This window comes from Aeromonas enterica (assembly GCF_054052465.1).
The window spans coordinates 60,946-83,371 of record NZ_JBSTYL010000019.1 but is presented as its reverse complement, the minus strand read 5'-3'; the positions used below and the strand labels follow the sequence as shown (position 1 = coordinate 83,371).

The following is a 22,426-nucleotide window of genomic DNA, read 5'->3' as shown; positions in this document are numbered from 1 at the left end:
TGATGACCTTAAAAACGGCGCCTATTCTGCCACAGCCTGCCCGGCCACCGTGAGCGGATGTAAAGGGAAGGCGGTGGCCAACCCCGGCTGGCGAGACATGACCGGATGGCTGCCATAGAATGGGGGCCATGTCATGAGCGTAAAAAGGCACACTCCCCAGAAATGGCCAAACTCTTCTTTGCCCTGCCCCTGCAACGGCTCGCCCCCGAGCTTATCGACTGGCGTGACCAGCGCCCCTGGCCGGGCCAGCCGGTCCCCGAAGCCAACCTCCACCTGACGCTGGCCTTTCTCGGTGAAGCTGATCAGGTCACCACGGCCCGCCTGATGGCCGCCGCCGAGCGGCAGCACTGTCCGCCGCTGACCATCAGGCTGGATGAGACCGGCTGGTTCAGCCGTGCCAAGGCGGCCTGGGTGGGGCCGGGTGACTGGCCGAACGAGCTGAACGTGCTGGCCAGGGCGCTGCGTCGCCACGGCGAGAAGCTGGGGCTTGGCAACGGCGAGCAGGGCTATCGCCCCCACGTCACCCTGTCGCGCAAGGCGAGCGAGGCGCCCGACACCTTGCTGGCGCCGGATTTTTTGCTGCACGCGGATCACTTCTGCCTCTATCAATCCATTGCCACCCCGGACGGGGTTCGCTATGAGCCGCTCGCCTGCTGGCCCCTGCGCGCCAGAGAGAAGATGGCGTCGTGACAGTCGCTCGCCCTCGCTTCCTGCCTATAAAAGAGAGAACAGCACCATGATTTTCGATCCCCCCCTGCAATCCGGGCAACTCATCTCCCGCTACAAGCGCTTCCTGACCGACGTGCTGCTCGACAATGGCGAGCAGATCACCATCCACTGCGCCAATACCGGCGCCATGACCGGCTGCGCCGAGCCGGGCACCCGGGTCTGGTACTCCACCTCCGACAACCCCAAGCGCAAGCTGCCCCACAGCTGGGAAATCGCCGAGAGCCCGGCGGGGCACTTCATCTGCGTCAACACGGCACGCGCCAACCAGATAGCCCGCGAGCTGATCGAACAGGGGGCGCTGGCCCCGCTCGCCGGCTACGCCAGGCTGCGCACAGAAGTGAAATACGGTGAAGAGAACAGTCGCATCGACCTGCTGCTGGAAGATGACCGCAGGCCCTCATGCTACATAGAGGTGAAATCCGTGACCCTGCTCGATGAGCGCGAGCAAGCCGGCATGGGCTACTTCCCTGATGCAGTCACCACCCGTGGCGCCAAGCATTTGCGTGAATTGATGGCCATGAAGGCGGCAGGGCACAGAGCCGTGCTGCTATTTATGGTTTTGCACTCCGGAATAGTGAGAATGCGCCCTGCAGCACACATAGATCCGCACTATAGTCTGCTTATTGAGCAAGCAATTGCGGCAGGGGTTGAAATTTTATGCTATCGACCCCATGTTGGGGTGCAGAGCATGGTGGCCCAAGATTTTATCCCGTTTGAATCTTGTCACCTGCTACCCGAGGGCAGCGAATAAATGTTGGGATGGGTAACATAATTGGTACGGCTTGTTTGCCTACGCGTTACCCTTCTGCTATAGATGTCGCCCTCAATTTATGGATGGCACGGGTAGCGTGCTGAATTAGGAGACAGGGCATGCCAACAGGCGAAAACAGGAAATCTCTGGGCCCCCTGGCCATTGCGGGTGTGGCGCCTTACCAGGAAAAACCGGGTGAGGAGTACATGAATGACCAACAAAAGGCACATTTTCGCAAGATCCTGGGAGCCTGGCGCAACCAACTGATGCAGGAAGTTGACCGCACCGTTGACCACATGAAGGATGAGGCAGCCAACTTTCCGGATCCCGTGGATCGCGCCGCGCAAGAAGAAGAGTTCGCTCTCGAATTGCGTACCCGCGACCGTGAACGCAAGCTGATCAAGAAGATCGAGAAGACCTTGGTGCTGCTTGAAGACGATGACTTCGGTTACTGCGAGCATTGCGGTATCGAGATCGGTATCCGTCGTCTGGAAGCCCGTCCGACAGCCGACCTCTGTGTCGACTGCAAGACACTCGCTGAAATCAAGGAAAAACAGATGGCCGGTTGATACCGACCACTGGCATAACTGAAAAAAGGGAGCTTGCGAGCTCCCTTTTTTATTGAGCTTTTGGTCTGGGCGTCCCAGAATGCAGCCTCAATGAATCGCTTGCCCTGATTGCCATGCCCGTGAATACAGTCCCGTCGCCCCAGACTCGCCCCTATACAGGTCGCTTTGCCCCCTCCCCGTCAGGCCCGCTCCATTTTGGCTCCCTGATTGCGGCGCTCGGCAGTTTCTTGCAGGCCAGGGCGCAACAGGGACGCTGGCTGGTGCGGATCGAAGACATAGATCCGCCGCGGGAGATGGCAGGTGCCGCCCCGCTCATACTGCAGACATTGGCGGCCCATGGCCTGGAGTGGGATGGGGAAGTGATGCACCAGAGCCAGCGTCATGGTCGTTATGACGAGATCATCGGACAGCTCTATCAGGCTGGCGATCTCTACTGGTGCCGCTGTACCCGGCGCGAGATCATGGCGGGCGGCGGCTTGTACCGCGGCCACTGTCGCGACCTTGGTCTCGGGGCCGAGGGATGCGCCGCCCGGCTGCGCCAGCACCATCCGGTCTACCATTTCGAGGATGGGTTGCAGGGCCGCATTGCGGTTCCTGCGGCGCTGGCCGAAGAGGACTTCATCATACGCCGCCGGGATGGGCTCTATGCCTATAACCTGGCGGTGGTGGTGGACGACATGGATAGCGGCATCACAGAGATAGTGCGCGGCGCCGATCTGCTGGAGCCCACGGTGCGCCAAATTGCCCTCTACCAGACGCTGGGGGCCAGCGTACCCGCCTGGGTGCACCTGCCACTGGCGGTGCTGGCAGATGGCCACAAGCTGTCCAAGCAGAACCATGCGCCGGCACTGGCGCTGGACGAGGTCAGGCCGGCCCTGTGGCAGGCGCTGCACTTTCTCGGCCAGTGCCCGCCCCCCGAGCTGATGGCGAGCCGCATTGACGAGATCATCGGCTGGGGCATTGCCCACTGGCGGCTCGAGCGGGTTCCAGCCAGAGAGAAGATTAGCCTGGGACAGGGAGCGCCGGGCTTTGCATTGGGCCAGGCCTGAGCGCGCTGAGATGGACAACGCAGTTTTTTGGTTAGCCAAGCCTGAACTTTTTGAATGAACCACATCGTTTTTCATTTGGTCAGGCCTGAGCTATGATAGGCCGCTATTTTTTGGCCTCCCGTCAATTTGAAGTCATGAAGAGGTGTACCATTTTTTCCCAGATCGCAAACTTTTGCCGCAAGGTGCTCGGCAAGGAAGACGGCGAGCAGTCGGTGGAGTCTCCCATCCCGGCCCACGTAACCGGGCAACGCCGTACCTTAAGCCGTGACCAGCACCCCATTTCGCGCAAAGAGATCAGCGAGAATGCGCTCAAGGTGCTCTATCGCCTGAACAAGGGTGGCTATGATGCCTACCTGGTCGGCGGGGGTGTCCGGGATCTGCTGCTCGGGAAGACGCCAAAGGATTTCGACATCGCTACCAACGCGACGCCGGAGCAGATCAAGGCGCTGTTCAGCAACTGTCGCCTGATCGGCCGCCGCTTCCGCCTGGCCCACATCGTCTTTGGTCGTGACGTGATCGAAGTGGCCACCTTCCGGGGTCACCACCATCAGGTCAATACCAGCAAGCATGTGTCGGCCCAGTCTGATGAAGGCATGCTGCTGCGCGACAACGTCTACGGCACCATCGAAGAGGATGCCGAGCGTCGCGATTTCACCGTCAACGCCCTCTATTACAGTGCCAGGGACTTCACCCTGCACGATTTCGAGGGCGGCATCGAGGATCTCGCCCAGCGCAAGCTGGAGCTGATCGGCGACCCCGAGACCCGCTATCGCGAGGATCCGGTGCGCATGCTGCGCGCCGTGCGTTTCGCCGCCAAGCTGGACATGACCATCAGCCCGCGCAGCGCCGCCCCCATCAAGGAGCTGGCCTCCCTGCTGCAGGACATCCCTGCCGCCCGCCTGTTTGAGGAGACCCTCAAGCTGTTCCTGGCTGGCGATGGCCTGGCAACCTACAAGCTGATGCGCGAATACGGGCTGTTCCAGCCGCTGTTCCCGCAGGTGGCCGCCCTGTTCACGCCCCACGGCACCTCGCCGTTCGAGCAGTTCATCGAACTGGCGCTGCTCGATACAGACTCCCGGGTGCGGGCCGACAAGCGAGTCACCCCGGCCTTCCTCTACGCCACCCTGCTGTGGGGTTGTGTCGAAGCCCGTGCCCGCGTGCTGGAAAACGAGAGCGGCCTGCCCTGGCACGACGCCTTCATGCTGGCCATCAACGAGGTGCTGGACAACCAGGTGCGGATCATCGCCGTACCGCGCCGTTTCACCACGGATGTGCGCGACATCTGGGCCCTGCAACAGCGACTGACCCGCCGTCAGGGTCGTCACCCCGAGCGGGCCATGGAGCACCCTAAATTCCGCGCTGCCTACGACTTCCTGTTGCTGCGCAACCGGGTCGAACGCGGCCTCGGCGAACTCGCCAGCTGGTGGGAACGCTATGTGGAGTCCAATCCGGACGTGCGCCCGCAACTGCAACGGGAAGCGACCCGCCGCCCTGCTAGCGGCGAGCATGCCCAAGCCGGTGAACCCCGCAGCGGTGACGGCGAGAAACGTGATAGCAACAGTCGCAGCCGTCGTCGCCCGCGCCGTCGCAAACCGAAAACGGCGCAGTGACCACCAGCGTCATGACTGAGGTCTTCGTTGCCATCGGCTCCAATCTGGCTGACCCGCTCGGCCAGGCCCGCCGCGCCGTCGTCGCACTGGCTGCGCTGCCGGAGTCCGGGTTGCAACAGACCTCCTCGTTTTACAGCAGTCGCCCCATGGGCCCTGCGGATCAGCCGGACTACGTCAATGCCGTGGTGCGGCTGAGCACCCGGCTCGGCCCCCTGGCCTTGCTGGATCAACTGCAAAAAATCGAGCTGGAACAGGGACGTGTGCGCAAGGATGAGCGTTGGGGCCCCAGAACTCTGGATCTCGATCTGCTGCTCTACGGCGATCGGATCATCAGGCATGAGCGCCTCGTCGTTCCCCATTACGGCATGAAGGAGCGGGAGTTCGTGCTGCTGCCCCTTGCCGAGATTGCGCCCGCTCTGGTGCTGCCCTGCGGCACCCCGCTCGCACAACTGGTTGCCCGCTGCCCGCACAATGATCTTGCCATCATTGCCCCCGGAGCAGACACAGGGAAACCCTGATGAGCAGAGCTATCAACGCCCTTGTGATCCTCACAGACACACGGCGAGTAGGAGCAACGTTATGAGCAAGATCACCACCGCCAGCCTGCTGAAGATGAAGCAGGAAGGGCAACGCATCACCGCCATCACCGCCTATGATGCCAGCTTCGCCAAGCTGTTCGACGACGAGGGCGCCCACGTGCTGCTCATCGGCGATTCGCTGGGCATGGTGTTGCAAGGAGGCCAGGACACGCTGGCGGTCAGCATGGATGAGATGGTCTATCACACCCGTTGCGTGGTGCGCGGCACCACCAATGCGCTGGTGGTGACCGACATGCCGTTCATGAGCTATGCCACCCCGGATCAGACTTACCAGAACGCCGCCCGGCTGATGGCGGCCGGCGCCCGCATGGTGAAGATGGAAGGGGGCGACTGGCTGTGTGACAGCATTCGCCACCTGACTCGCAATGGCGTGCCAGTCTGTGGCCACCTCGGCCTCACCCCGCAATCCGTCCATGTGTTTGGCGGCTTCAAGGTGCAGGGGCGTGACGAGTTCCAGGCCCAGGAGATCTACCGCCAGGCACTCTGCCTGCAGGAAGCCGGCATCCAGATGCTGGTGCTCGAGTGCGTGCCGGTCGCCCTGGCCGAGCGCATCACCAAGGCGTTGCGCATCCCGGTGATCGGCATAGGTGCCGGTCCCGCTACCGATGGCCAGATCCTGGTGATGCACGATGCCTTCGGCATCACCTCGGGTTACGTGCCCAAGTTCACCAAGAACTTCCTGGCCGAAACCGGTGACATGCATGCCGCCATCCGGCTCTATGTGCAGCAGGTGAGCGAGGGTACCTTCCCCGGTCCCGAACACTGTTTCAACTGATCTGGCGGTATGGATGAGAGCGGGGGCACAGGCCCCCGTTTCGCCATCCCTTTCCCGCTGATGCAATCCGTTTTCTCTGTTTGATATTTCCGAAGGTGAACTGCCGATGTTGGTCGTTAACAATCCAGCCGCTCTGCGTGAACAGATCGGCCAATGGCGCCGTGAAGGGCGTGCCATCGCATTCGTGCCCACCATGGGCAACCTGCACCAGGGGCACCTGACGCTGGTGAAAGAGGCGCACAGCCACGCCGAGAAGGTGGTGGTCAGCATCTTCGTCAACCCCATGCAATTCGACAAGGCCGAGGATCTCGTCAACTATCCGCGCACCCTGGAGCAGGATTGCGCCGCGCTGGAGGTGGCCGGGGTGGACATGGTGTTCACGCCGACACCGGAGATCATGTATCCGCAGGGACTGGCCAGCCAGACCTTCGTCGAGGTGCCGGGTCTCTCCGGTCTGCTGGAAGGGGCGCTGCGTCCGGGTCACTTCCGCGGTGTCAGTACCGTAGTGACCAAGCTGTTCAATCTGGTGCAGCCCGATGTGGCCTGCTTCGGCCAGAAGGATTACCAGCAGTTGGCGCTTATTCGCAAGATGGTGGCCGACATGGCCATGCCCATCGAGATCATCGGCGTGCCCACGGTGCGGGCCGAAGATGGACTGGCGCTCTCTTCGCGCAACGGTTATCTGACTGCCGCCGAGCGGGCGCTGGCCCCGGAGCTGGCGCGCACCATGAACTGGATCGCCGATCAGATTGAAGCGGGGGATCATCACCTGCCCTCGCTGGTGGCGCAGGCCAGCCAGCGCCTCGACAACGCAGGTTTTCGCACCGATGCCATCGACATCGTCGATGCCGTGACCCTGGAATCCGCTACCGACCGGAGCCGGCAACTGGTGATCCTGATGGCGGCCTATCTCGGCAAGGCCCGCCTCATCGACAACCGCGTAGTCACGCTTCAGCAAGCCTGAATCAGCCACAACCAGGAGAATTTCATGTCCAAGAAGGTTTATTGCATCGCCCAGTTTCTGCCCAAGCCCGGCCAGGAGCAGGCTCTGTTTCAGGTGCTGCAGGCCCTCGAGCCCAATACCCTGCGCGAAGATGGCTGTCTGCAATATCGGGTGACCCGCCACATCGCCAGTCCGTTTGCCGAAGGGGAGAGCTTCCCCATCGTTTTCAACGAGATCTGGCATGACATGGCCAGCTTCGAAGCCCACTGCCAGCGCGCGGAAATCAAAGCCTTCTTCGAGCGTTACTGCCTGGCCGATGATGGCCTGGCCGCCAAGTGGAACGTCTGTGTCTACAGCGATGAGCCTGTGAACTATGACGCTCCGGCCCTCTGAGGCAGACCATCAGCAAATAAAAAGGCGCCCGAGGGCGCCTTTTTGATGGCCGATGCCACACCTCAGTGGCGCAACCCGGTGCCACGGGAGATGAGCCACCAGGCCAATCCGTAGAGGGCCACGATGAAGCCGATGATGATGAGGTAGGCGGTGCCGAGCGGCACGTCCGAGATGCCAAGGAAGCCATAACGGAACGCGTTCACCATGTAGATGATGGGGTTCACCTGGGAGACCCCCTGCCAGAAAGGAGGCAGCAGGCTGATGGAGTAGAACACCCCGCCCAGATAGGTCAGCGGCGTCAGCACGAAGGTGGGAATGATGCTGATGTCGTCGAAGGTCTTGGCAAACACCGCGTTGATCAACCCCCCCAGCGAGAAGAGGATAGCGGTCAGCAGCACGGTGAAGCAGACGCTGAACAGGTGGTGGATCTGCAGCGGCACGAAAAACAGCGACACCAGGGTGACGATGAGGCCGACACAGAGGCCACGAGCCACGCCACCGCCCACGTAACCGGCGATGATGACGTAGTTGGGCACGGGCGCCACCAGCAGCTCCTCCACGTTGCGCTGGAACTTGGCGCTGAAGAAGGAGGAGGCGACGTTGGAGTAGGAGTTGGTGATCACCGACATCATGATGAGGCCGGGCACGATGAACTCCATGTAGCTGAAGCCACCCATGTCACCGATGCGCGAACCGATCAGGTTGCCGAAGATGACAAAGTAGAGACTCATGGTGATGGCGGGCGGCACCAGAGTCTGGATCCAGATCCGGGTGAAGCGGCTCACTTCCTTGGCCAGAATGCTCTTGAAGGCGATGTAATAAGTGGTCAGATTCATGCTTTTCTCCCCTCCTCGACCAAGCTGACGAACAGCTCTTCCAGCCGGTTGGCCTTGTTGCGCATGCTCAGCACCTGCACCTGCTGGCTCGACAGCTGGTCGAACAGGCTGTTGAGGGACTGGCTCTTGTCCAGATCCACTTCCAGAGTACGCTCATCCTGCATCCGACCATGGAACTCGGGCACATCTGGCACCGCCGAGCCCGGAGCCAGATCCAGCATGAAGGTTTCGCGGCCCAGCTTGCCGAGCAGCTTCTTCATGCTGGTATTTTCAATCAGCCGGCCTTTGTCGATGATGCCGATGTTGCGGCACAGCATCTCGGCCTCTTCCAGATAGTGGGTGGTGAGAATGATGGTGACGCCCTGCTCGTTGAGCTCTTTGAGGAAAGACCACATGGAGCGACGGATCTCGATGTCCACCCCGGCGGTCGGTTCGTCGAGGATCAGCAACTTGGGTTCATGCATCAGGGCACGAGCTATCATCAGTCGGCGCTTCATGCCGCCAGAGAGGGTACGGGCCGGCATGTCGCGCTTGTCCCACAGGTCGAGTTGACGCAGGTATTTCTCGGCTCGGATCTTGGCTTCGGCGCTAGGCACGCCGTAGAAACCGGCTTGATGAATGACGATCTGGCTCACCTTCTCGAACTGACTGAAGTTGAACTCCTGAGGCACCAGGCCGAGCTGGGCCTTGGCCTGCTCCAGCTGGCTGTCTATGTCGTAGCCGAACACCTTCACCTTGCCGGCGCTCTTGTTCACCAGCGAACTGATGATGCCGATGGTGGTGGACTTGCCTGCCCCGTTGGGGCCCAGCAGGGCGAAGAAATCCCCCTGCTTGACGGTCAGATCTATGCCTTTAAGGGCTTCGACGCCCCCCTGATAGGTCTTTTTCAGGCCGCTGATTTCCAGTGCGTTCATTGCAACCCCTGTGATGGCAGATCCCATCTCGATACAGAAAAGGCGGCCGGGGCCGCCTTGCAGACAAAAAATGGCGCTCGGCCACCTCGCCCGTGATATTCCTGGACCTTGCTTACTCTTGCGGTACTACCTTGCCGATGAACGGCAGATTGCGGTACTTCTGGGCGTAGTCGATACCACACCCCACCACGAATTCGTCCGGAATGGAGAAACCGATCCAGTCCACCGGCACCTGTACCTCGCGACGGGACGGTTTGTCCAGCAGGGTACAGATAGCCAGGGATTTCGGCTCGCGCAGTGACAGGATTTCACGCACCTTGTTGAGGGTGTAGCCGGTGTCGATGATGTCCTCGACGATCAGCACGTCCTTGCCCTTGATGTCGTCATCCAGATCTTTGAGGATGCGAACGTCACGGGTACTGCGCATGCCGGAGCCATAGCTGGAGGCGGTCATAAAATCCAGGGTGACGGGCAGCGGGGTCTGGCGGCACAGATCGGCCAGGAAGACGCAGGAACCTCGCAGCAAGCCAATCATGACGACTTCGTCAGACCCCTGATAACGGGCGGTGATCTCTTCACCCAATTTGGCGATCCGGGCGGCCACCTCGGCCTCGGAGATCATCACCTCGACAGTGTGTTTCATCACTTACTCCATAATGGCCAAAGGCGATTTGGCCGTTCATTAACGTCAAAACCGATGATTCTACCATTCAAGCCGAGAGGCGTCAGGCATACGTGATGCTTTTATCGGCTTATTTTAATTGATAGAGTTAGCAGGCCCTTGGGCATTATCGGTGACAATACTATAAACACCATAATCAATAACTATTAGATGAAAAAACTATGGAACCACGCGCAGAAATAAGACGTCGAACCAGGCTTTCTCCGGAAGCTCGGCGCAATCAATTGATGGAATGTGCCATTGAGGTGTTCTCCCGTCGCGGCATCGGCCGTGCGGGTCACGCCGAGATCGCAGAACAGGCCAAAGTCTCGGTAGCTACTGTGTTCAACTACTTCAACACCCGCGAAGAGCTAGTGGATGAAGTGTTGGCCGAGATTGAAGGTTTCGTGCATCAGATGCTGGAACAGGCCTATACCGGCCAGGGTCCAATCAACGACAGCATTCGCCGACACGTGAAGCTGTTTGTCGATGCCGCCTATGATCAACCCGATCACGCCAGCATCTGGCTGGAGTGGAGTTCGTCGGTGCGGGAAGAGGTCTGGCCCCGTTATGCCAAGCTGCTCGACAAGGCATTGGAACGCATTGCACCCCACCTGCAACACGCCATGGATACCGGTGAGATCCAGAGCGTGCTGTCAGCTCAGGACCTGGCTCGCTCCCTGACCGGTTTCGGTTACGTCATGATGCAGATGATCAATCAGCCACAACGACCCTCTCGGGAAGAAGTGACCGATTTTCTGTTCAAATACGTGACAGCCCCGATTCAGGTCGCCTAACCCGCCTCGTCAATAAAAAGCGGCGCCGGACTGTTCAGGTCGGCGCCGCTTTTGTTTGTCCGCTTGCAGCCGGTTCAGGTTGTACCACGAGAGCCAGCAAGATGATGAACCGCTTGTCAGGGCTTGCTATAGCCCCAGCGGCTGGTCAGTTCATGTTCGATACCCAGATGGTCGAGGATCCTTGCCACCATGAAGTCCACCAGATCTTCGATGCTTTTCGGCTCATGATAGAAACCGGGAGCAGCCGGCATGATGGTCACCCCGAGTCGCGCCAGCTTCAGCATGTTCTCCAGATGGATGGCGGAGAAGGGGGTCTCTCGGGGCACCAGGATCAGCTGGCCGCGCTCCTTGATCACCACATCCGCAGCCCGCTCCAGCAGGTTGTCGGAGGCACCGTTGGCAATGGCCGAGACGGTGCCCATTGAACAGGGGCAGACCACCATCTGTTTGGGCGCCGCCGAACCGGAAGCCACCGGCGAGAACCACTCCTCCTTGCCACAGGCAACGATTTGACCATCGATGGCGCCATACTGACGGCAAAGATGGGCGGATAGCTCCCTGGGGGAAGCCGGCCAATCCTGCTGCTGCTCTGTCTTGAGCACCACTCGGGCGGCGGAGGACGTCAGCAGATAGACCCGATAGTCCGCCTGCACCAGACACTGGAGCAGGCGCAGGGCATAAGGGGCACCGGAGGCACCGGTCAGCGCCAGAGTGATCGCTTTGTTCATAGTTCGCCGTGGTAATCCTTGAGGCGGGCGATCAGCTTGTCATGAATACCGCCGAAGCCGCCGTTGCTCATGATCAGAATATGGTCGCCATCGCGGCACTCAGCCACCAGCCGGTTGATGAGTGTTTCCAGATCGTTGAACACCTTGGCAGGTCGACTCATGTGGGCTGTCACCTCGCCGAGGTCCCAGCCTATGTGGGGTGGCTGGAAGAAGAACACCTCGTCGGCACCATCGAAACAGCCTGCCAGCTCCTCCTTGTGCACCCCCAGCTTCATGGTGTTGGAACGCGGCTCCAGCACCGCCAGGATGCGGGCCTTGCCCACCTTGGCGCGCAGGCCACCGAGGGTGGTCTCGATGGCGGTCGGGTGGTGAGCAAAGTCGTCATAGACGCTGATGCCGGCCACTTCCCCTTTGAGCTCCATCCGCCGCTTGGGGGACTTGAACTGGCAGAGGGCAGCGATGCCATGTTCCACCATCACACCGGCATGACGGGCGGCGGCGATGGCCATCAGACCGTTGTTGACATTGTGCTCGCCGATACATTCCCAGTGCACCTCGCCCTGCTTCACGCCATCCAGCCACACCTCAAAGACAGAGCCGTCATCGGCCAGCTTGACCGCCTTCCACTTGGCGTCGTCCTGACCCACCAGCTCCACCTCGCTCCAGCAACCCATCTTGCGCACGGCGGTGAGGTTGTCATCGGCCTGCGGGAACAACACCCGGCCATTGCTCGGCACTGTGCGCATCAGGTGATGAAACTGGCGCTGGATGGCGGCGAGATCCGGGAAGATATCCGCGTGGTCGAACTCCAGATTGTTCATCACCAGGGTGCGCGGGTGGTAGTGGACGAACTTGGAGCGCTTGTCGAAGAAGGCGCAGTCATACTCGTCCGCTTCGATGACGAAGAAGGGGGCGGAGCCGAGACGGGCGGAGACTGGAAAGTTGCCCGGCACACCGCCGATAAGGAAACCGGGCTCCAGCTTGGCGTATTCCAGCACCCAGGCCAGCATGCTGGCGGTGGTAGTCTTGCCGTGAGTGCCCGCCACGGCCAGCACCCAGCGATCCTGCAGCACATGCTCCAGCAGCCACTGGGGACCGGAGATGTAGGGCAGATTACGGTCCAGCACATACTCCACACAGGGGTTGCCGCGGCTCATGGCGTTGCCGATCACCACCAGATCCGGCGCCGGATCGAGCTGGGAAGGATCGTAACCTTCCGTCAGTTCGATGCCCTGTTGCTCGAGCTGGGTACTCATGGGGGGATAAACGTTGGCATCCGAGCCGGTGACTCGATAACCAAGCTGTTTTGCCAACACCGCCAAACCACCCATGAAGGTGCCGCAGATCCCGAGGATGTGAATATGCATACCGCTGCCTTTTCCAGTAAAGGGAGTGCGCATTCTAGGGTCTGTTGACGCTTGGTCGCAAGCCGCGGTCGTGACGAGACGTCAATAGACACTGACAAATGAGTCGCCATCTGACAGAGCGGAGCAACACGACTTCAGCCAAGGCTGTCAGTGTGCCCTTGAAATATGGTCATTTGACGCGACATCGCTATAATATCGGCCTGCAAACTTGACTCCAACACTGAAGGAAACGTCATGAGCCTGAACCTGGTACCGGCTGGCAAGAGCCTGCCCGACGACATCTACGTCATCATCGAAATCCCGCAGAATGCCGACCCGATCAAATACGAAGTTGACAAGGACAGCGGTGCCATCTTCGTTGATCGCTTCATGTCGACCCCTATGTTCTACCCGTGCAACTACGGCTACGTGAACGCTACCCTGTCTCTGGATGGTGATCCGGTCGACGTGCTGGTTCCGACTCCCTACCCGCTGCTGGCCGGCTCCGTCATTCGCTGCCGCCCGGTTGGCGTGCTGAAGATGACCGACGAATCTGGCGAAGATGCCAAGATCGTGGCCGTGCCGCACTCCAAGCTGACCAAACAGTTCGACCACATCAAGGATGTGAACGATCTGCCCGAGCTGCTGAAAGCCCAGATCCAGCACTTCTTCGAGCGCTACAAAGAGCTGGAAGCAGGCAAGTGGGTCAAGGTGGAAGGTTGGGGCGACAAGGCAGCAGCCGAAGCCGAGATCGTTACCTCCGCCGAGCGTTACGCTGCCAAGTAAGCGTATCTTTCGTGAAAAAGGCGCCTCAGGGCGCCTTTTTTATGGGCTGTTGCAAGCGCTGACCCGGCGTCTCGCCGACAGGATCCCCCTGGATATAGATATCACGGCCGTCCTGCCGATAGGGCCGGTAATAATCGCCACCACAGCGATAGCCCCCGCCCGGCTCACTCATCAGCTCGCAATTGACCGGCAACACCTCCAGCCACTTGATGGCCTGCTGGAAACGCAGCCACTCCTGCCATTCATGCTCCCGTGCCAACTTGTCCCGCAGGGCAAAGGTATCCGCGCTGGACATCCCCTTGTTGACGATCACCTGGCCCGCCGCCGCAGGCAAGGCGGCCAACAGCAACAACAGCAGTGGAATTCGCTTCATGACGGTTTCCTGTATGACTTATTTCCAGAATTAAATTTAAAGCCTTATCAGACTGTTACCCAGATCATCAAAACTAAGCTCGTCCAAATTCGGCCAGCTCACCTAGTTGTTTATTATCACCCCGAGCAGGATGCACATCATGAAACTGGCACAAGGTCTGTTGTTGAGTCTAGTGTTCGCATCCACGGTCGGCGCCAACGAAGTCAATCTGAGCTGGCAGTGGCAGTCTGCCGACGGCCAGCAGAAGCACCTGCAGCTGAATGCAGACGAGCGCATCATGTCCGCCAGCCGCCACCAGATGACCCTGCTCGATGCCTCTCTCAACTATCCGCTGGAGACACTCTATTCCTACATCAGCCCGCGCCTTTACAACAGCATCAACCTGATCAACCAGACCAGTCCCGAAACCGCCACCAAGTTTCGCAATCTGGAGCAGGCTTTCACCCTGCACGACGACAGCATGGAGTCGACCCTGTTCTGGCAGGCCTACCAGCAATATCAGGAAGATGCCTTCTACCAGATGCGGGTGGTGCCCTGTGTGCACCCGGCCAATCGCAAGCTGCCCTGTGTGCGCCCCAACTACTCACAGCTGTTCTACCAGTTCAAAGGAGATCTGAAGCCCCTGGCGAAGCAGTTTTCTGCCAAGGATCTGGCCACCAGCGTCGGCCTGCTGCAGGAGTGGTTGAACGCAATTCCCACTCCCCCCGAGCAGATGGACCACTTCGCTCCGCCCCTGCAGGCCTTGCAGGACAACAAGGCCGACAGCGATGAGAAAGCTCTGCTGATGGCAAGCCTGCTGGCCGAGCTGGCACCGCAATACATGCTCAGCATCATATACCCCAACATCAGCATTGGCAGCGTCTCGCCAGCCTGGCTGGCCATCACGGCAGACAGCGGCCTGAAGGGTGATACTCTGGTGATCGGCAATCAGCGCCAGGTCCTGCTGACCGGTTCCCCTCTGTTGGCCCAACAGATGACCATGGCCAAGATCCCGCTGGTCAGCGAACCGCTGTATTGAGTCACGCAGACAAGTTGGTTGCACCGCAACAGGTCCAGCCGAACCACACTCCTCAAACCAGTTGATAACTAATTGATTTTTATTGACTGCGTGCCATTCTAGCCGCCTTTGCCAGCCGCTTCCTGCGCTGGCGGGCAACCCGTTCGGCTCATTCGCGCGCTTATTTAACACTTTTTAAACAGATCCGATCAGTTTAGGATGAGTTCTGCCCCATTCCCTCAAGCAAAAAATCGTTATAACATAACAAAAGGAGTGTCATCAGGATGAAACATCTCGTACTTACTCTGGCGCTGCTGCCAACACTGGTCATGGCTAATAACATCAAGGTGTCTGCCCAAGTGCCGCTGGTCAACATCAGCGACAAGGGTGAGCTGATACTGAAAGAGAAAGAGATCAGCTATCAACCTTGGCAAAGCAAGGTGCTGGCTGGCAAAATCTTTCTGATCCAACATATCGCCGGTCGTTCCAGCGCCAAGGAGCTCAACGCCCCCATGATCGAAGCGATCAAGGCGGCCAAGCTGCCCCACGACAAGTACCAGACCGTCACCATCATCAACAGCAATGACGCCATCTGGGGCACCTCGGGCTTTGTGAAGAGCAGTGCCGAGGACAGCAAGAAAGAATTCCCCTGGTCCGCCATGGTACTGGATGCCAAAGGCATGGCCCGCAACGCCTGGGATCTGGCGCCGGAAAGCTCGGCCATCATCCTGCTGGACAAAGAGGGCAAGGTGCTGTTTGCCAAAGATGGCCAGCTCGATGCCAACAATATCGCTACCGTGATGGGGCTCATCAAGTCCCATCTCTAAGTCAGAGAGAAGGGGCGCTGATGGCGCCCCTTTGATAGGGGTCTATGGGTCGTACCAAGCTGAAAATCTGGTTGCTGCTACTGGGCTGGTTGTGGTTGCAACCAGTGCTGGCACAACATCCGCTGGAAGCCGACCTGCCCGGCCACAACCATGCCTGCGTCCTCTGCGCCCTGCATCTGGATGGCAAGCTGGCACTCACCCCAACCCTGGTCATCCCGTCTTCACAAGTGGTAATCGGCACGCTCGTTGATGCCGCCTTGCCCAAACCTCATGCCACCCCGTCAGGCCAGTGCCGCATTCGCGCGCCGCCACTACTTCATCGCCTATCCAGCTAAATCCATTTTTCAATAAATTTTTCAAAGGATTAACGATGAAAGCAGTCACCCTGTTACTGGCGGCCGCCGCGTTTGGCGTGCAGGCAAACCACGATGAACACGACAGTCACGGCCACGGCGCCCACGAACACGGCCACGGTCACCTCAATCTGGTGCTCGATGGCAACCAGCTGATGCTCGAGTTGCAGGCCCCCGCCGCCGATCTGGTGGGTTTCGAGCACGCCGCCAAGAGCGATGAGGAGAAGGCGCAATACGCCAAGGCCGTGGCTCAGCTCAAGCAACCCGATGCCCTGTTTCGCTTCGATCCGGCCGCCGGCTGCAAGCTGACCCAGCAGGAACTCAATGTGGCCAAGGAAGAGGAAGACCACGACCACGACCACGACCATGACCATGACCACCAGAAGTCTGACGGCAAGCACGACGAACACCATCACGACGACGCCGGTCACGCCGACATGGGCGCCATGTACACCTACACCTGCGCTACCCCGGCCAAGCTGACCGGACTGGAGGCCACCCTGTTCAGCGTCTATCCGAGCCTGGAGAAGCTGAGCGTGCAGGGCATACTGCCCAGCGGCCAGACCGCGGCTGAGCTGACCCCTTCCGCCAACAAACTGAGCTGGTAACGCCATGAAAAACGCCGTGGTTGAGATCCGCGATCTGGCCTTTGCCTGGCCGGGTCACGAGGCTGTACTCGATCTGCCCGCCCTCACCATCAGCGAGGGAGAGCGGGTGTTCATCAAGGGACCGTCCGGCTCGGGCAAGTCGACCCTGCTCGGCCTGCTGGCCGGGATCCAGACCGCCAACCACGGCACCCTGGAGGTGTTGGGCCAGCCGCTGGCCCGGCTATCCGGCCGTGCCCGCGACCACTTCCGGGCGGCCAATCTGGGTTACATCTTCCAGCAGTTCAACCTGCTGCCGTTTTTATCCGTGCAGGACAACGTCACCGCCGCCCTCACCTTCTCGCCCGAGAAACGAGCCCGCCTGCGGGGGAGCCCCGAACAGGAGGCTCGCCGCCTGCTGCGAGAATTGCAACTGCCCGAGGAGGCGCTGCACAGACAGGTTCACGCCCTCAGCATAGGCCAGCAACAGCGGGTGGCCGCCGCGCGGGCGCTGATAGGCTCGCCACCGCTGGTGATCGCCGACGAACCCACCTCGGCCCTCGATACCGACAACCGGGCCGCCTTCATCAAGCTGTTGTTCGAGGAGTGCGACAAGCAGGGGTCGACCCTGATCTTCGTCAGCCACGATCCCTATCTCGAGCCGCTCTTCCCACGGGTTGAAAACCTGCAACAGCTCAACCGGAGAGCCATATGCTGACTCCATGTGACCACGGCGACTGCACCGCCAGACCGGTACCAACGGGTGCATCACAGCCACAAAATCGGAGGGCATCATGCTGAAACTCGCCCTGCAAAGCCTTTGGGCCCGTCGCCTTACCGCCGGACTGACCCTGCTGGCCATCGCCATCAGCGTCACCCTGCTGCTCGGAGTAGAGCGGGTACGCAACCAAGCGCGCGAGAGCTTCGCCAATACGGTGTCGGGCACGGACCTCATCGTCGGCGCCCGCTCCGGCCAGGTGAACCTGCTGCTCTACTCGGTGTTTCGCATCGGCAATCCCACCAACAACGTGGGCTGGGATGCCTATCAGGCCATCAAGAACCAGCGCGGCATCGCCTGGACCATCCCCCTCTCCCTCGGCGACTCTCACAAGGGTTTTCGAGTGCTTGGCACCAATGGCGACTACTTCACCCACCTGAAGTACGGACAGCAGCAGGCGCTGCAACTGCGGGAGGGGCGGCCGTTCGACACGCCGTTCGAGGCGGTGCTCGGCGCCCAGGTGGCCGAGAAGCTTGGCTACAAGCTGGATCAATCCATCGTCATCGCCCACGGCGCCGGTAACACCTCGTTCAGCCAGCACGACAACCTGCCGTTCAAGGTAGTGGGGATCCTGGCACCAACCGGCACCCCCATCGATCGCACCATCCACGTGCCACTGGCCGGCATCGAGGCGATCCATCTGGGTTGGGACACAGGCCGACACAGCAAGAACGTGACCGCCGAGCAGGCGCTGGCGCAGGATCTCACCCCCAAGACCATCACCGCCTTCATGGTGGGGCTCAGCAACCGGATATTGGCGTTCCAGCTGCAGCGCAGCGTCAACACCTATCGGGGGGAGCCGCTGATGGCCATACTGCCGGGGGCTGCCCTGCAAGAGCTGTGGAGCCTGATGAGCGTGGCGGAGACGGCACTCTCGGTGATCGCCGCCTTCGTCGTGGTAGCGGGCCTCATCGGCATGCTGACCACCCTGCTGGCAGGGCTCAACGAGCGGCGGCGCGAGCTGGCCATACTGCGCTCCCTGGGCGCAGGCCCGTCCCACCTGTTCCTGCTGCTGGCACTGGAGGCGATGGCCCTCACCACGGCAGGCATAGCCCTTGGGGTAGCGGTGCTCTATCTGGGTCAAGAGCTTGCTACCCCCTGGCTGCTCAGCCACTATGGCCTGCAATTGAGCCTGGGGCTGCCGAGCACCTACGAATGGCAGTTGCTGGGGCTGGTGTGGCTGGCGGGCATGGTGATAGGCCTGTTGCCTGCAGCCAGGGCCTACCGCTACAGCCTGAGCGACGGCATGAGCATTCGCGTCTAGCCCGCATAAAAAGAGAGAAGGACAGATGATGAAGTGGAAAATTATGGCGCTGCTGGCCAGCCTGCTGGCGCTGCCGGCCCTGGCCGCCGATTACAAGACCATCGACTGGGACGTGTTGATCCCGCAAGGGGAGCGGCTGTTGCCACCGCCCCAGGTAAGCCACGACGGCAATCTTGCCTCGGTGCCGCAACCTGTGGGCGGCGTCAACCAGAAGCTGGATCAACAGGACGTGCGCATCCCGGGGTTCGTGGTGCCGCTGGAGGGAGATGCCAAGAAAATCACCGCCTTCCTGCTGGTGCCCTACTTCGGTGCCTGCATCCATGTGCCGCCGCCCCCCACCAACCAGGTGGTCTACGTGAGCTATCCCAAGGGAGCACCCGTGGATGATCTCTGGGATGCCATCTGGGTAAAGGGCAAGATGCGCACCATCAGTTCCAGCCACGAGATGGCTACCGCCTCCTACTCCATGGAAGCAGTCGAGGTGAGCGTCTACGAAGAGAAGTAAACTCAATCGGACATCATGATGCACGCTGGCCCCACACTACTGAGGCGGCCGAGTTCCGCGTTCAGGAAGAGCGGCCTTCGAATGGAGGCCACTCTTTTATCCTCTTGCCGGCTGAAACCGGGTGCCAGACCCTGCTTGAGGGATTGCCCGCTATCCCGGTTGGAGTAACATTCAAGGCTAGACCTTGCGATCACGGAGCCAGAGCATGGCCGATCTTCCCCCACCCAAGAAAGAGAGTTCCATCCTGAGCAGCCAGGAGCAGACCCTGCGCCTGGCTCGCAGCCGTGGCATAGACGGCATGCTCATCCGCAACAGCGACAGCACCTTCGAACAGCGCGCCACCTTTCGCCATCTGGCGGATCAGGCCGCTCGCCAGCGCAATCTGGAAGCCATCATGGTGATGGCCTCCCGCCACTGTGAAGAGACGGCCGCCGGCGGCGAGATGGACAGCGACTGGTTGACCCGCTTCCTGCAACTGGCGGAAGACATCAGCATGGTGCCCATGCAGCAGCTGTGGGGCCGCATCTTCGCCATCGAGATCGCCACTCCGGGCCGCTTCTCCATTCGCGCCCTCACCACCCTCAAGGAGATGACCCAGCGCGAAGCCCAGCTGTTCCAACGGATCTGCGCCCTCGCCTGCCACTACGCAGGCAGTGATGAACAGCGCCTGCTGCTGGGGCTTCACAAGGGGGCCAGCCTGCTCAGCCGCGCCAAAGTGACCCGGCTTGGCCTGGGCAAATACCGATTGCCCTACAATGCCCTGTTGCAACTGTTCGAGCTCGGTCTGTTGCACAAGGGAGAGCTGGAATCCGGCCCGCTGCCCGCCGACGGGGTCGAACTGGAATTTGGCAATCAACGCTGGCGCCTGCAGCGCAAGCAGACCAACATCACCCTGCTCTACTACCGGCTGACGCCGGTGGGCAACGAACTCGCCCAACTGTTGCAGGAAACGCCGCTGGAGGAGTACCTGCAGGATCTGAAAACCGTGCTGGTACAGGGCATCCAGATCGAAGTGCAACAGCAACCCGCAGACCCCACCCCCTCAACACCAGATCCTCTCCCCTGATCTCAACGGGGCAACACCTGCCCCGCTTCAACCTGCTGGCATACACGCCCCCCCAAAATGAGTTGCAAACTGCACATGCGGTGGACGCGCGTCTCTCTGGATCCGTGGCAGATTGCAAATACGAGAGTCTCACACAGCCACTAATGACACATAAATCATTAACAATTGTACGTGGCCCGACCTTTGCACTAGGTCTTGATGCAGACCAAAATTTAACCATTACAGTTCGGGAGCAACGCCATGAGAGTCAATCAACCGGTCACCCAACGCGAACGCCTCTATCCGGATCACCAGAGCCTTATCTCCACCACGGATCTGGAGAGTCGCATCACCTATGCCAACGACGAGTTCTGCGATATTGCCGGATTCACCTACGACGAACTGCAGGGACAGCATCACAATCTGGTGCGCCACCCCGATATGCCCAAGCAGGCCTTTGCCGATATGTGGCATCACATCAAAGAGGGTAAAAGCTGGATGGGGCCGGTGAAAAACCGCTGCAAGAACGGAGATCACTACTGGGTCAGCGCCTTCGTCACTCCCATCAAGGATGGGCATGGCCGAGTGGTCGAGTACCAGTCGGTTCGCACCGCACCGAGTGAAGAGATAAAACCGCGGGCGGAACGGGTCTACACCGACCTGCGCAATGACAAGCTGCCACTGGCTCTCCGGCTGCCGACCTTCTCCCATAGCCTGGCCATCAACCTCTGCCTGCTGCTGAGCCTGCTCGCCATGTTTGCGCTGGGCTACAGCCAGGAGATGAACTGGCAGCTGGCGCTGGCCGCCATTCCGCTGGCGATTGCAGCCATTACCCTCAATGCCCTCTCCCGCCGCCTCGGCAAGCTCAACAAGATGGCCCGCAGCCGCTTCGACAATCCACTGATGCAGTTGCTCTACACCAACAAGGTGGACAACATCGCCGCCATCGAGCTCGCCATGCAGATGAATCAGGCCGAGTTCAACGCCGTGCTGGCCCGCACCCAGCAGACCTGCAGCCGGATCCTGCAAGCAGCAGAGGGGGATCTGCGCAACGCCGAGTCCATCACCGACAACCTGCAACGACAGCAAGCCGAGACCAATCAGGTTGCCACCGCCATCACCGAAATGTCGGAGTCAATCCGCGAGGTATCGCAAAGTTCCAGCGACGCCTCCAGCCTGCTGGATGAGACAGCCGTGCTCTTCAAAAGCGGCAACAGCAGCGTGGCAGAGACGGTTGCAGCCGTTGCGGGCATGAACAGCGAGCTGACCACCTCCAAGAGCGTCATCAGCGCGTTGGTCGGTCACTGCCGTGATATCGATGGCATCCTCGATGTGATCAACAACATCGCCAACCAGACCAACCTGCTGGCCCTCAACGCCGCTATCGAAGCTGCCCGGGCCGGTGAAGCGGGCCGCGGTTTCTCAGTGGTCGCCGACGAGATCCGCTCCCTGGCCATCAAGACCCAATCCTCTACCAGCGAGATCCAGAAGATGATCACCGAACTGCAAAACAGCTCTGGCGAGGCGGATCAAGCGATGGAGAAAGGGTGCCAACTCGCCGATAGTTGCCAGCAGAAGGCGTCGGCTACTGGCACCATTCTGCAGCAGATCAACAACATGTTGCAGCAAGTAGCCTCCGGCAGCGGCCAGATTGCCCAGGCAGTACAGGAACAATCCCACGTCACCGCCGAGATCAACCGCAACGTGCTCAGCATCAAGACCCTGGCCGATGACTCCAGCACAGGCAGCGAGCACGCCGTGCACGGCATCACCCAGCTGGTGACCCAGTTAAGCGATCTCGACCGACTGGTGCGCCAGTTCCAGAAAACCGCCCCGGCCACCCAAAGCCGCTATGAAACCGCGGCCACCCGCGCTGTCCCTGTGCGCCAAACCAGATAACCACCACACAAACCATCACCGCAGAAAAACCTATGGGCCAGCAGGCCCATAGGTTTTTTTAATGCCTGCCAACCAGAGGGCAACACGGCCATTTCACCGCCCGTACTCCCTCTGCGCTATGGCCGCCACTATTGAGCGGTTATATCGCCGTTCGTTATTTATTAATTTATTGATCTTGCCCAGAAAACTGCCCGCTTGTACTTCTCACCCCAGCCCCGTTCGGTAACATAGCCGCTTGGCAACCTCTCGTTGGAGTCAGCCATGAGCCAAGCCAGTACCAAAACGCAGGTAAAAAGCAGCAGACTGGAGGCTGGA

26 protein-coding genes are annotated in these 22,426 nt (G+C 60.2%); 20 read left to right on the top strand and 6 right to left on the bottom strand.

Annotated elements, in window-relative coordinates:
* Positions 1-162 precede the first annotated feature (162 nt).
* From thpR to ACW5XD_RS17610, 9 genes are all read left to right on the top strand, one after another.
* Positions 163-690, top strand: a complete 528-nt coding sequence (gene thpR / locus ACW5XD_RS17650) for an RNA 2',3'-cyclic phosphodiesterase (RefSeq protein WP_456495982.1) — start codon at positions 163-165, stop codon at positions 688-690.
* Positions 691-736: 46 nt separating this feature from the next.
* Positions 737-1,480: a DNA/RNA nuclease SfsA gene (sfsA, locus tag ACW5XD_RS17645; RefSeq protein ID WP_456495981.1), complete on the top strand. Its 744-nt coding sequence runs from the start codon at positions 737-739 to the stop codon at positions 1,478-1,480.
* Between the two features lie 119 nt (positions 1,481-1,599).
* The gene (gene dksA, locus ACW5XD_RS17640) at positions 1,600-2,049 is read left to right on the top strand and encodes an RNA polymerase-binding protein DksA (RefSeq protein ID WP_033137830.1); all 450 of its coding nucleotides are present in this window, start codon (positions 1,600-1,602) and stop codon (positions 2,047-2,049) included.
* A gap of 113 nt (positions 2,050-2,162) precedes the next feature.
* On the top strand, positions 2,163-3,098 hold the full coding sequence (gluQRS, locus tag ACW5XD_RS17635; RefSeq protein WP_456495980.1) for a tRNA glutamyl-Q(34) synthetase GluQRS: 936 nt from the start codon (positions 2,163-2,165) through the stop codon (positions 3,096-3,098).
* Positions 3,099-3,232: 134 nt separating this feature from the next.
* Positions 3,233-4,708, top strand: coding sequence for a polynucleotide adenylyltransferase PcnB (gene pcnB, locus ACW5XD_RS17630; RefSeq protein WP_456495979.1), 1,476 nt, complete (start codon positions 3,233-3,235; stop codon positions 4,706-4,708).
* A gap of 11 nt (positions 4,709-4,719) precedes the next feature.
* Complete coding sequence (gene folK / locus ACW5XD_RS17625) at positions 4,720-5,226, top strand: 2-amino-4-hydroxy-6-hydroxymethyldihydropteridine diphosphokinase (RefSeq protein WP_456495978.1); 507 nt, start codon at positions 4,720-4,722, stop codon at positions 5,224-5,226.
* Positions 5,227-5,287: 61 nt separating this feature from the next.
* The gene (gene panB / locus ACW5XD_RS17620; protein WP_043138776.1) at positions 5,288-6,082 is read left to right on the top strand and encodes a 3-methyl-2-oxobutanoate hydroxymethyltransferase; all 795 of its coding nucleotides are present in this window, start codon (positions 5,288-5,290) and stop codon (positions 6,080-6,082) included.
* 106 nt (positions 6,083-6,188) lie between these two features.
* Positions 6,189-7,046 carry a pantoate--beta-alanine ligase gene (gene panC / locus ACW5XD_RS17615; protein ID WP_456495977.1) on the top strand — a complete coding sequence of 286 codons (858 nt, stop codon included), beginning with the start codon at positions 6,189-6,191 and terminating at the stop codon, positions 7,044-7,046.
* A 24-nt stretch (positions 7,047-7,070) separates the two neighbouring features.
* Positions 7,071-7,418, top strand: coding sequence for a putative quinol monooxygenase (locus tag ACW5XD_RS17610; RefSeq protein ID WP_456495976.1), 348 nt, complete (start codon positions 7,071-7,073; stop codon positions 7,416-7,418).
* A 62-nt stretch (positions 7,419-7,480) separates the two neighbouring features.
* Here the strand turns inward: ACW5XD_RS17610 and ACW5XD_RS17605 are convergent, their stop codons facing one another.
* The 3 genes from ACW5XD_RS17605 to hpt form a co-directional block, all read right to left on the bottom strand.
* Positions 7,481-8,254 (bottom strand): ABC transporter permease, encoded by a 774-nt coding sequence (locus tag ACW5XD_RS17605; RefSeq protein ID WP_042869444.1) that lies wholly within the window; start codon positions 8,252-8,254, stop codon positions 7,481-7,483.
* Complete coding sequence (locus ACW5XD_RS17600) at positions 8,251-9,168, bottom strand: ABC transporter ATP-binding protein (RefSeq protein WP_456495975.1); 918 nt, start codon at positions 9,166-9,168, stop codon at positions 8,251-8,253. The genes ACW5XD_RS17605 and ACW5XD_RS17600 overlap by 4 nt, the downstream gene beginning before the upstream one ends.
* A 112-nt stretch (positions 9,169-9,280) precedes the next feature.
* Positions 9,281-9,811 carry a hypoxanthine phosphoribosyltransferase gene (hpt, locus tag ACW5XD_RS17595; RefSeq protein ID WP_042869448.1) on the bottom strand — a complete coding sequence of 177 codons (531 nt, stop codon included), beginning with the start codon at positions 9,809-9,811 and terminating at the stop codon, positions 9,281-9,283.
* 200 nt (positions 9,812-10,011) lie between these two features.
* Here hpt and ACW5XD_RS17590 point away from each other — a divergent pair, with 200 nt between their 5' ends.
* Positions 10,012-10,626 (top strand): TetR/AcrR family transcriptional regulator, encoded by a 615-nt coding sequence (locus ACW5XD_RS17590; protein WP_456495974.1) that lies wholly within the window; start codon positions 10,012-10,014, stop codon positions 10,624-10,626.
* 116 nt (positions 10,627-10,742) lie between these two features.
* Here the strand turns inward: ACW5XD_RS17590 and ACW5XD_RS17585 are convergent, their stop codons facing one another.
* Both ACW5XD_RS17585 and mpl read right to left on the bottom strand, forming a co-directional pair.
* On the bottom strand, positions 10,743-11,354 hold the full coding sequence (locus ACW5XD_RS17585) for a flavin prenyltransferase UbiX (RefSeq protein ID WP_456495973.1): 612 nt from the start codon (positions 11,352-11,354) through the stop codon (positions 10,743-10,745).
* Positions 11,351-12,721 carry a UDP-N-acetylmuramate:L-alanyl-gamma-D-glutamyl-meso-diaminopimelate ligase gene (gene mpl, locus ACW5XD_RS17580; protein WP_456495972.1) on the bottom strand — a complete coding sequence of 457 codons (1,371 nt, stop codon included), beginning with the start codon at positions 12,719-12,721 and terminating at the stop codon, positions 11,351-11,353. Before mpl ends, ACW5XD_RS17585 begins: the two co-directional genes overlap by 4 nt.
* Before the next feature lie 234 nt (positions 12,722-12,955).
* Between mpl and ppa the strand changes: the two genes are divergently transcribed.
* Positions 12,956-13,486: an inorganic diphosphatase gene (ppa, locus tag ACW5XD_RS17575; protein ID WP_456495971.1), complete on the top strand. Its 531-nt coding sequence runs from the start codon at positions 12,956-12,958 to the stop codon at positions 13,484-13,486.
* A gap of 25 nt (positions 13,487-13,511) precedes the next feature.
* On the opposite strand, the gene ACW5XD_RS17570 is transcribed toward ppa, so the two are convergent.
* Positions 13,512-13,859 (bottom strand): hypothetical protein, encoded by a 348-nt coding sequence (locus ACW5XD_RS17570; protein ID WP_456495970.1) that lies wholly within the window; start codon positions 13,857-13,859, stop codon positions 13,512-13,514.
* Positions 13,860-13,998: 139 nt separating this feature from the next.
* Here ACW5XD_RS17570 and ACW5XD_RS17565 point away from each other — a divergent pair, with 139 nt between their 5' ends.
* From ACW5XD_RS17565 to ACW5XD_RS17525, 9 genes are all read left to right on the top strand, one after another.
* Complete coding sequence (locus tag ACW5XD_RS17565; protein ID WP_456495969.1) at positions 13,999-14,877, top strand: hypothetical protein; 879 nt, start codon at positions 13,999-14,001, stop codon at positions 14,875-14,877.
* Between the two features lie 263 nt (positions 14,878-15,140).
* On the top strand, positions 15,141-15,683 hold the full coding sequence (locus ACW5XD_RS17560; RefSeq protein ID WP_456495968.1) for a YtfJ family protein: 543 nt from the start codon (positions 15,141-15,143) through the stop codon (positions 15,681-15,683).
* Positions 15,684-15,727: 44 nt separating this feature from the next.
* Positions 15,728-16,018, top strand: a complete 291-nt coding sequence (locus ACW5XD_RS17555; RefSeq protein ID WP_456495967.1) for a hypothetical protein — start codon at positions 15,728-15,730, stop codon at positions 16,016-16,018.
* 35 nt (positions 16,019-16,053) lie between these two features.
* Positions 16,054-16,644, top strand: a complete 591-nt coding sequence (locus ACW5XD_RS17550; RefSeq protein ID WP_456495966.1) for a DUF2796 domain-containing protein — start codon at positions 16,054-16,056, stop codon at positions 16,642-16,644.
* A 4-nt stretch (positions 16,645-16,648) separates the two neighbouring features.
* Positions 16,649-17,338 carry an ABC transporter ATP-binding protein gene (locus ACW5XD_RS17545; RefSeq protein WP_456495965.1) on the top strand — a complete coding sequence of 230 codons (690 nt, stop codon included), beginning with the start codon at positions 16,649-16,651 and terminating at the stop codon, positions 17,336-17,338.
* Between the two features lie 76 nt (positions 17,339-17,414).
* A complete protein-coding gene (locus ACW5XD_RS17540) occupies positions 17,415-18,662 on the top strand; it encodes an ABC transporter permease (protein WP_456495964.1) in 1,248 nt (415 codons plus the stop codon).
* 25 nt (positions 18,663-18,687) lie between these two features.
* Complete coding sequence (locus ACW5XD_RS17535) at positions 18,688-19,167, top strand: DUF3299 domain-containing protein (RefSeq protein WP_456495963.1); 480 nt, start codon at positions 18,688-18,690, stop codon at positions 19,165-19,167.
* Positions 19,168-19,372: 205 nt separating this feature from the next.
* Positions 19,373-20,233, top strand: a complete 861-nt coding sequence (locus ACW5XD_RS17530) for a TIGR03899 family protein (RefSeq protein ID WP_456495962.1) — start codon at positions 19,373-19,375, stop codon at positions 20,231-20,233.
* A gap of 240 nt (positions 20,234-20,473) precedes the next feature.
* Positions 20,474-22,111, top strand: coding sequence for a methyl-accepting chemotaxis protein (locus ACW5XD_RS17525; protein ID WP_456495961.1), 1,638 nt, complete (start codon positions 20,474-20,476; stop codon positions 22,109-22,111).
* Positions 22,112-22,426: the final 315 nt, after the last annotated feature.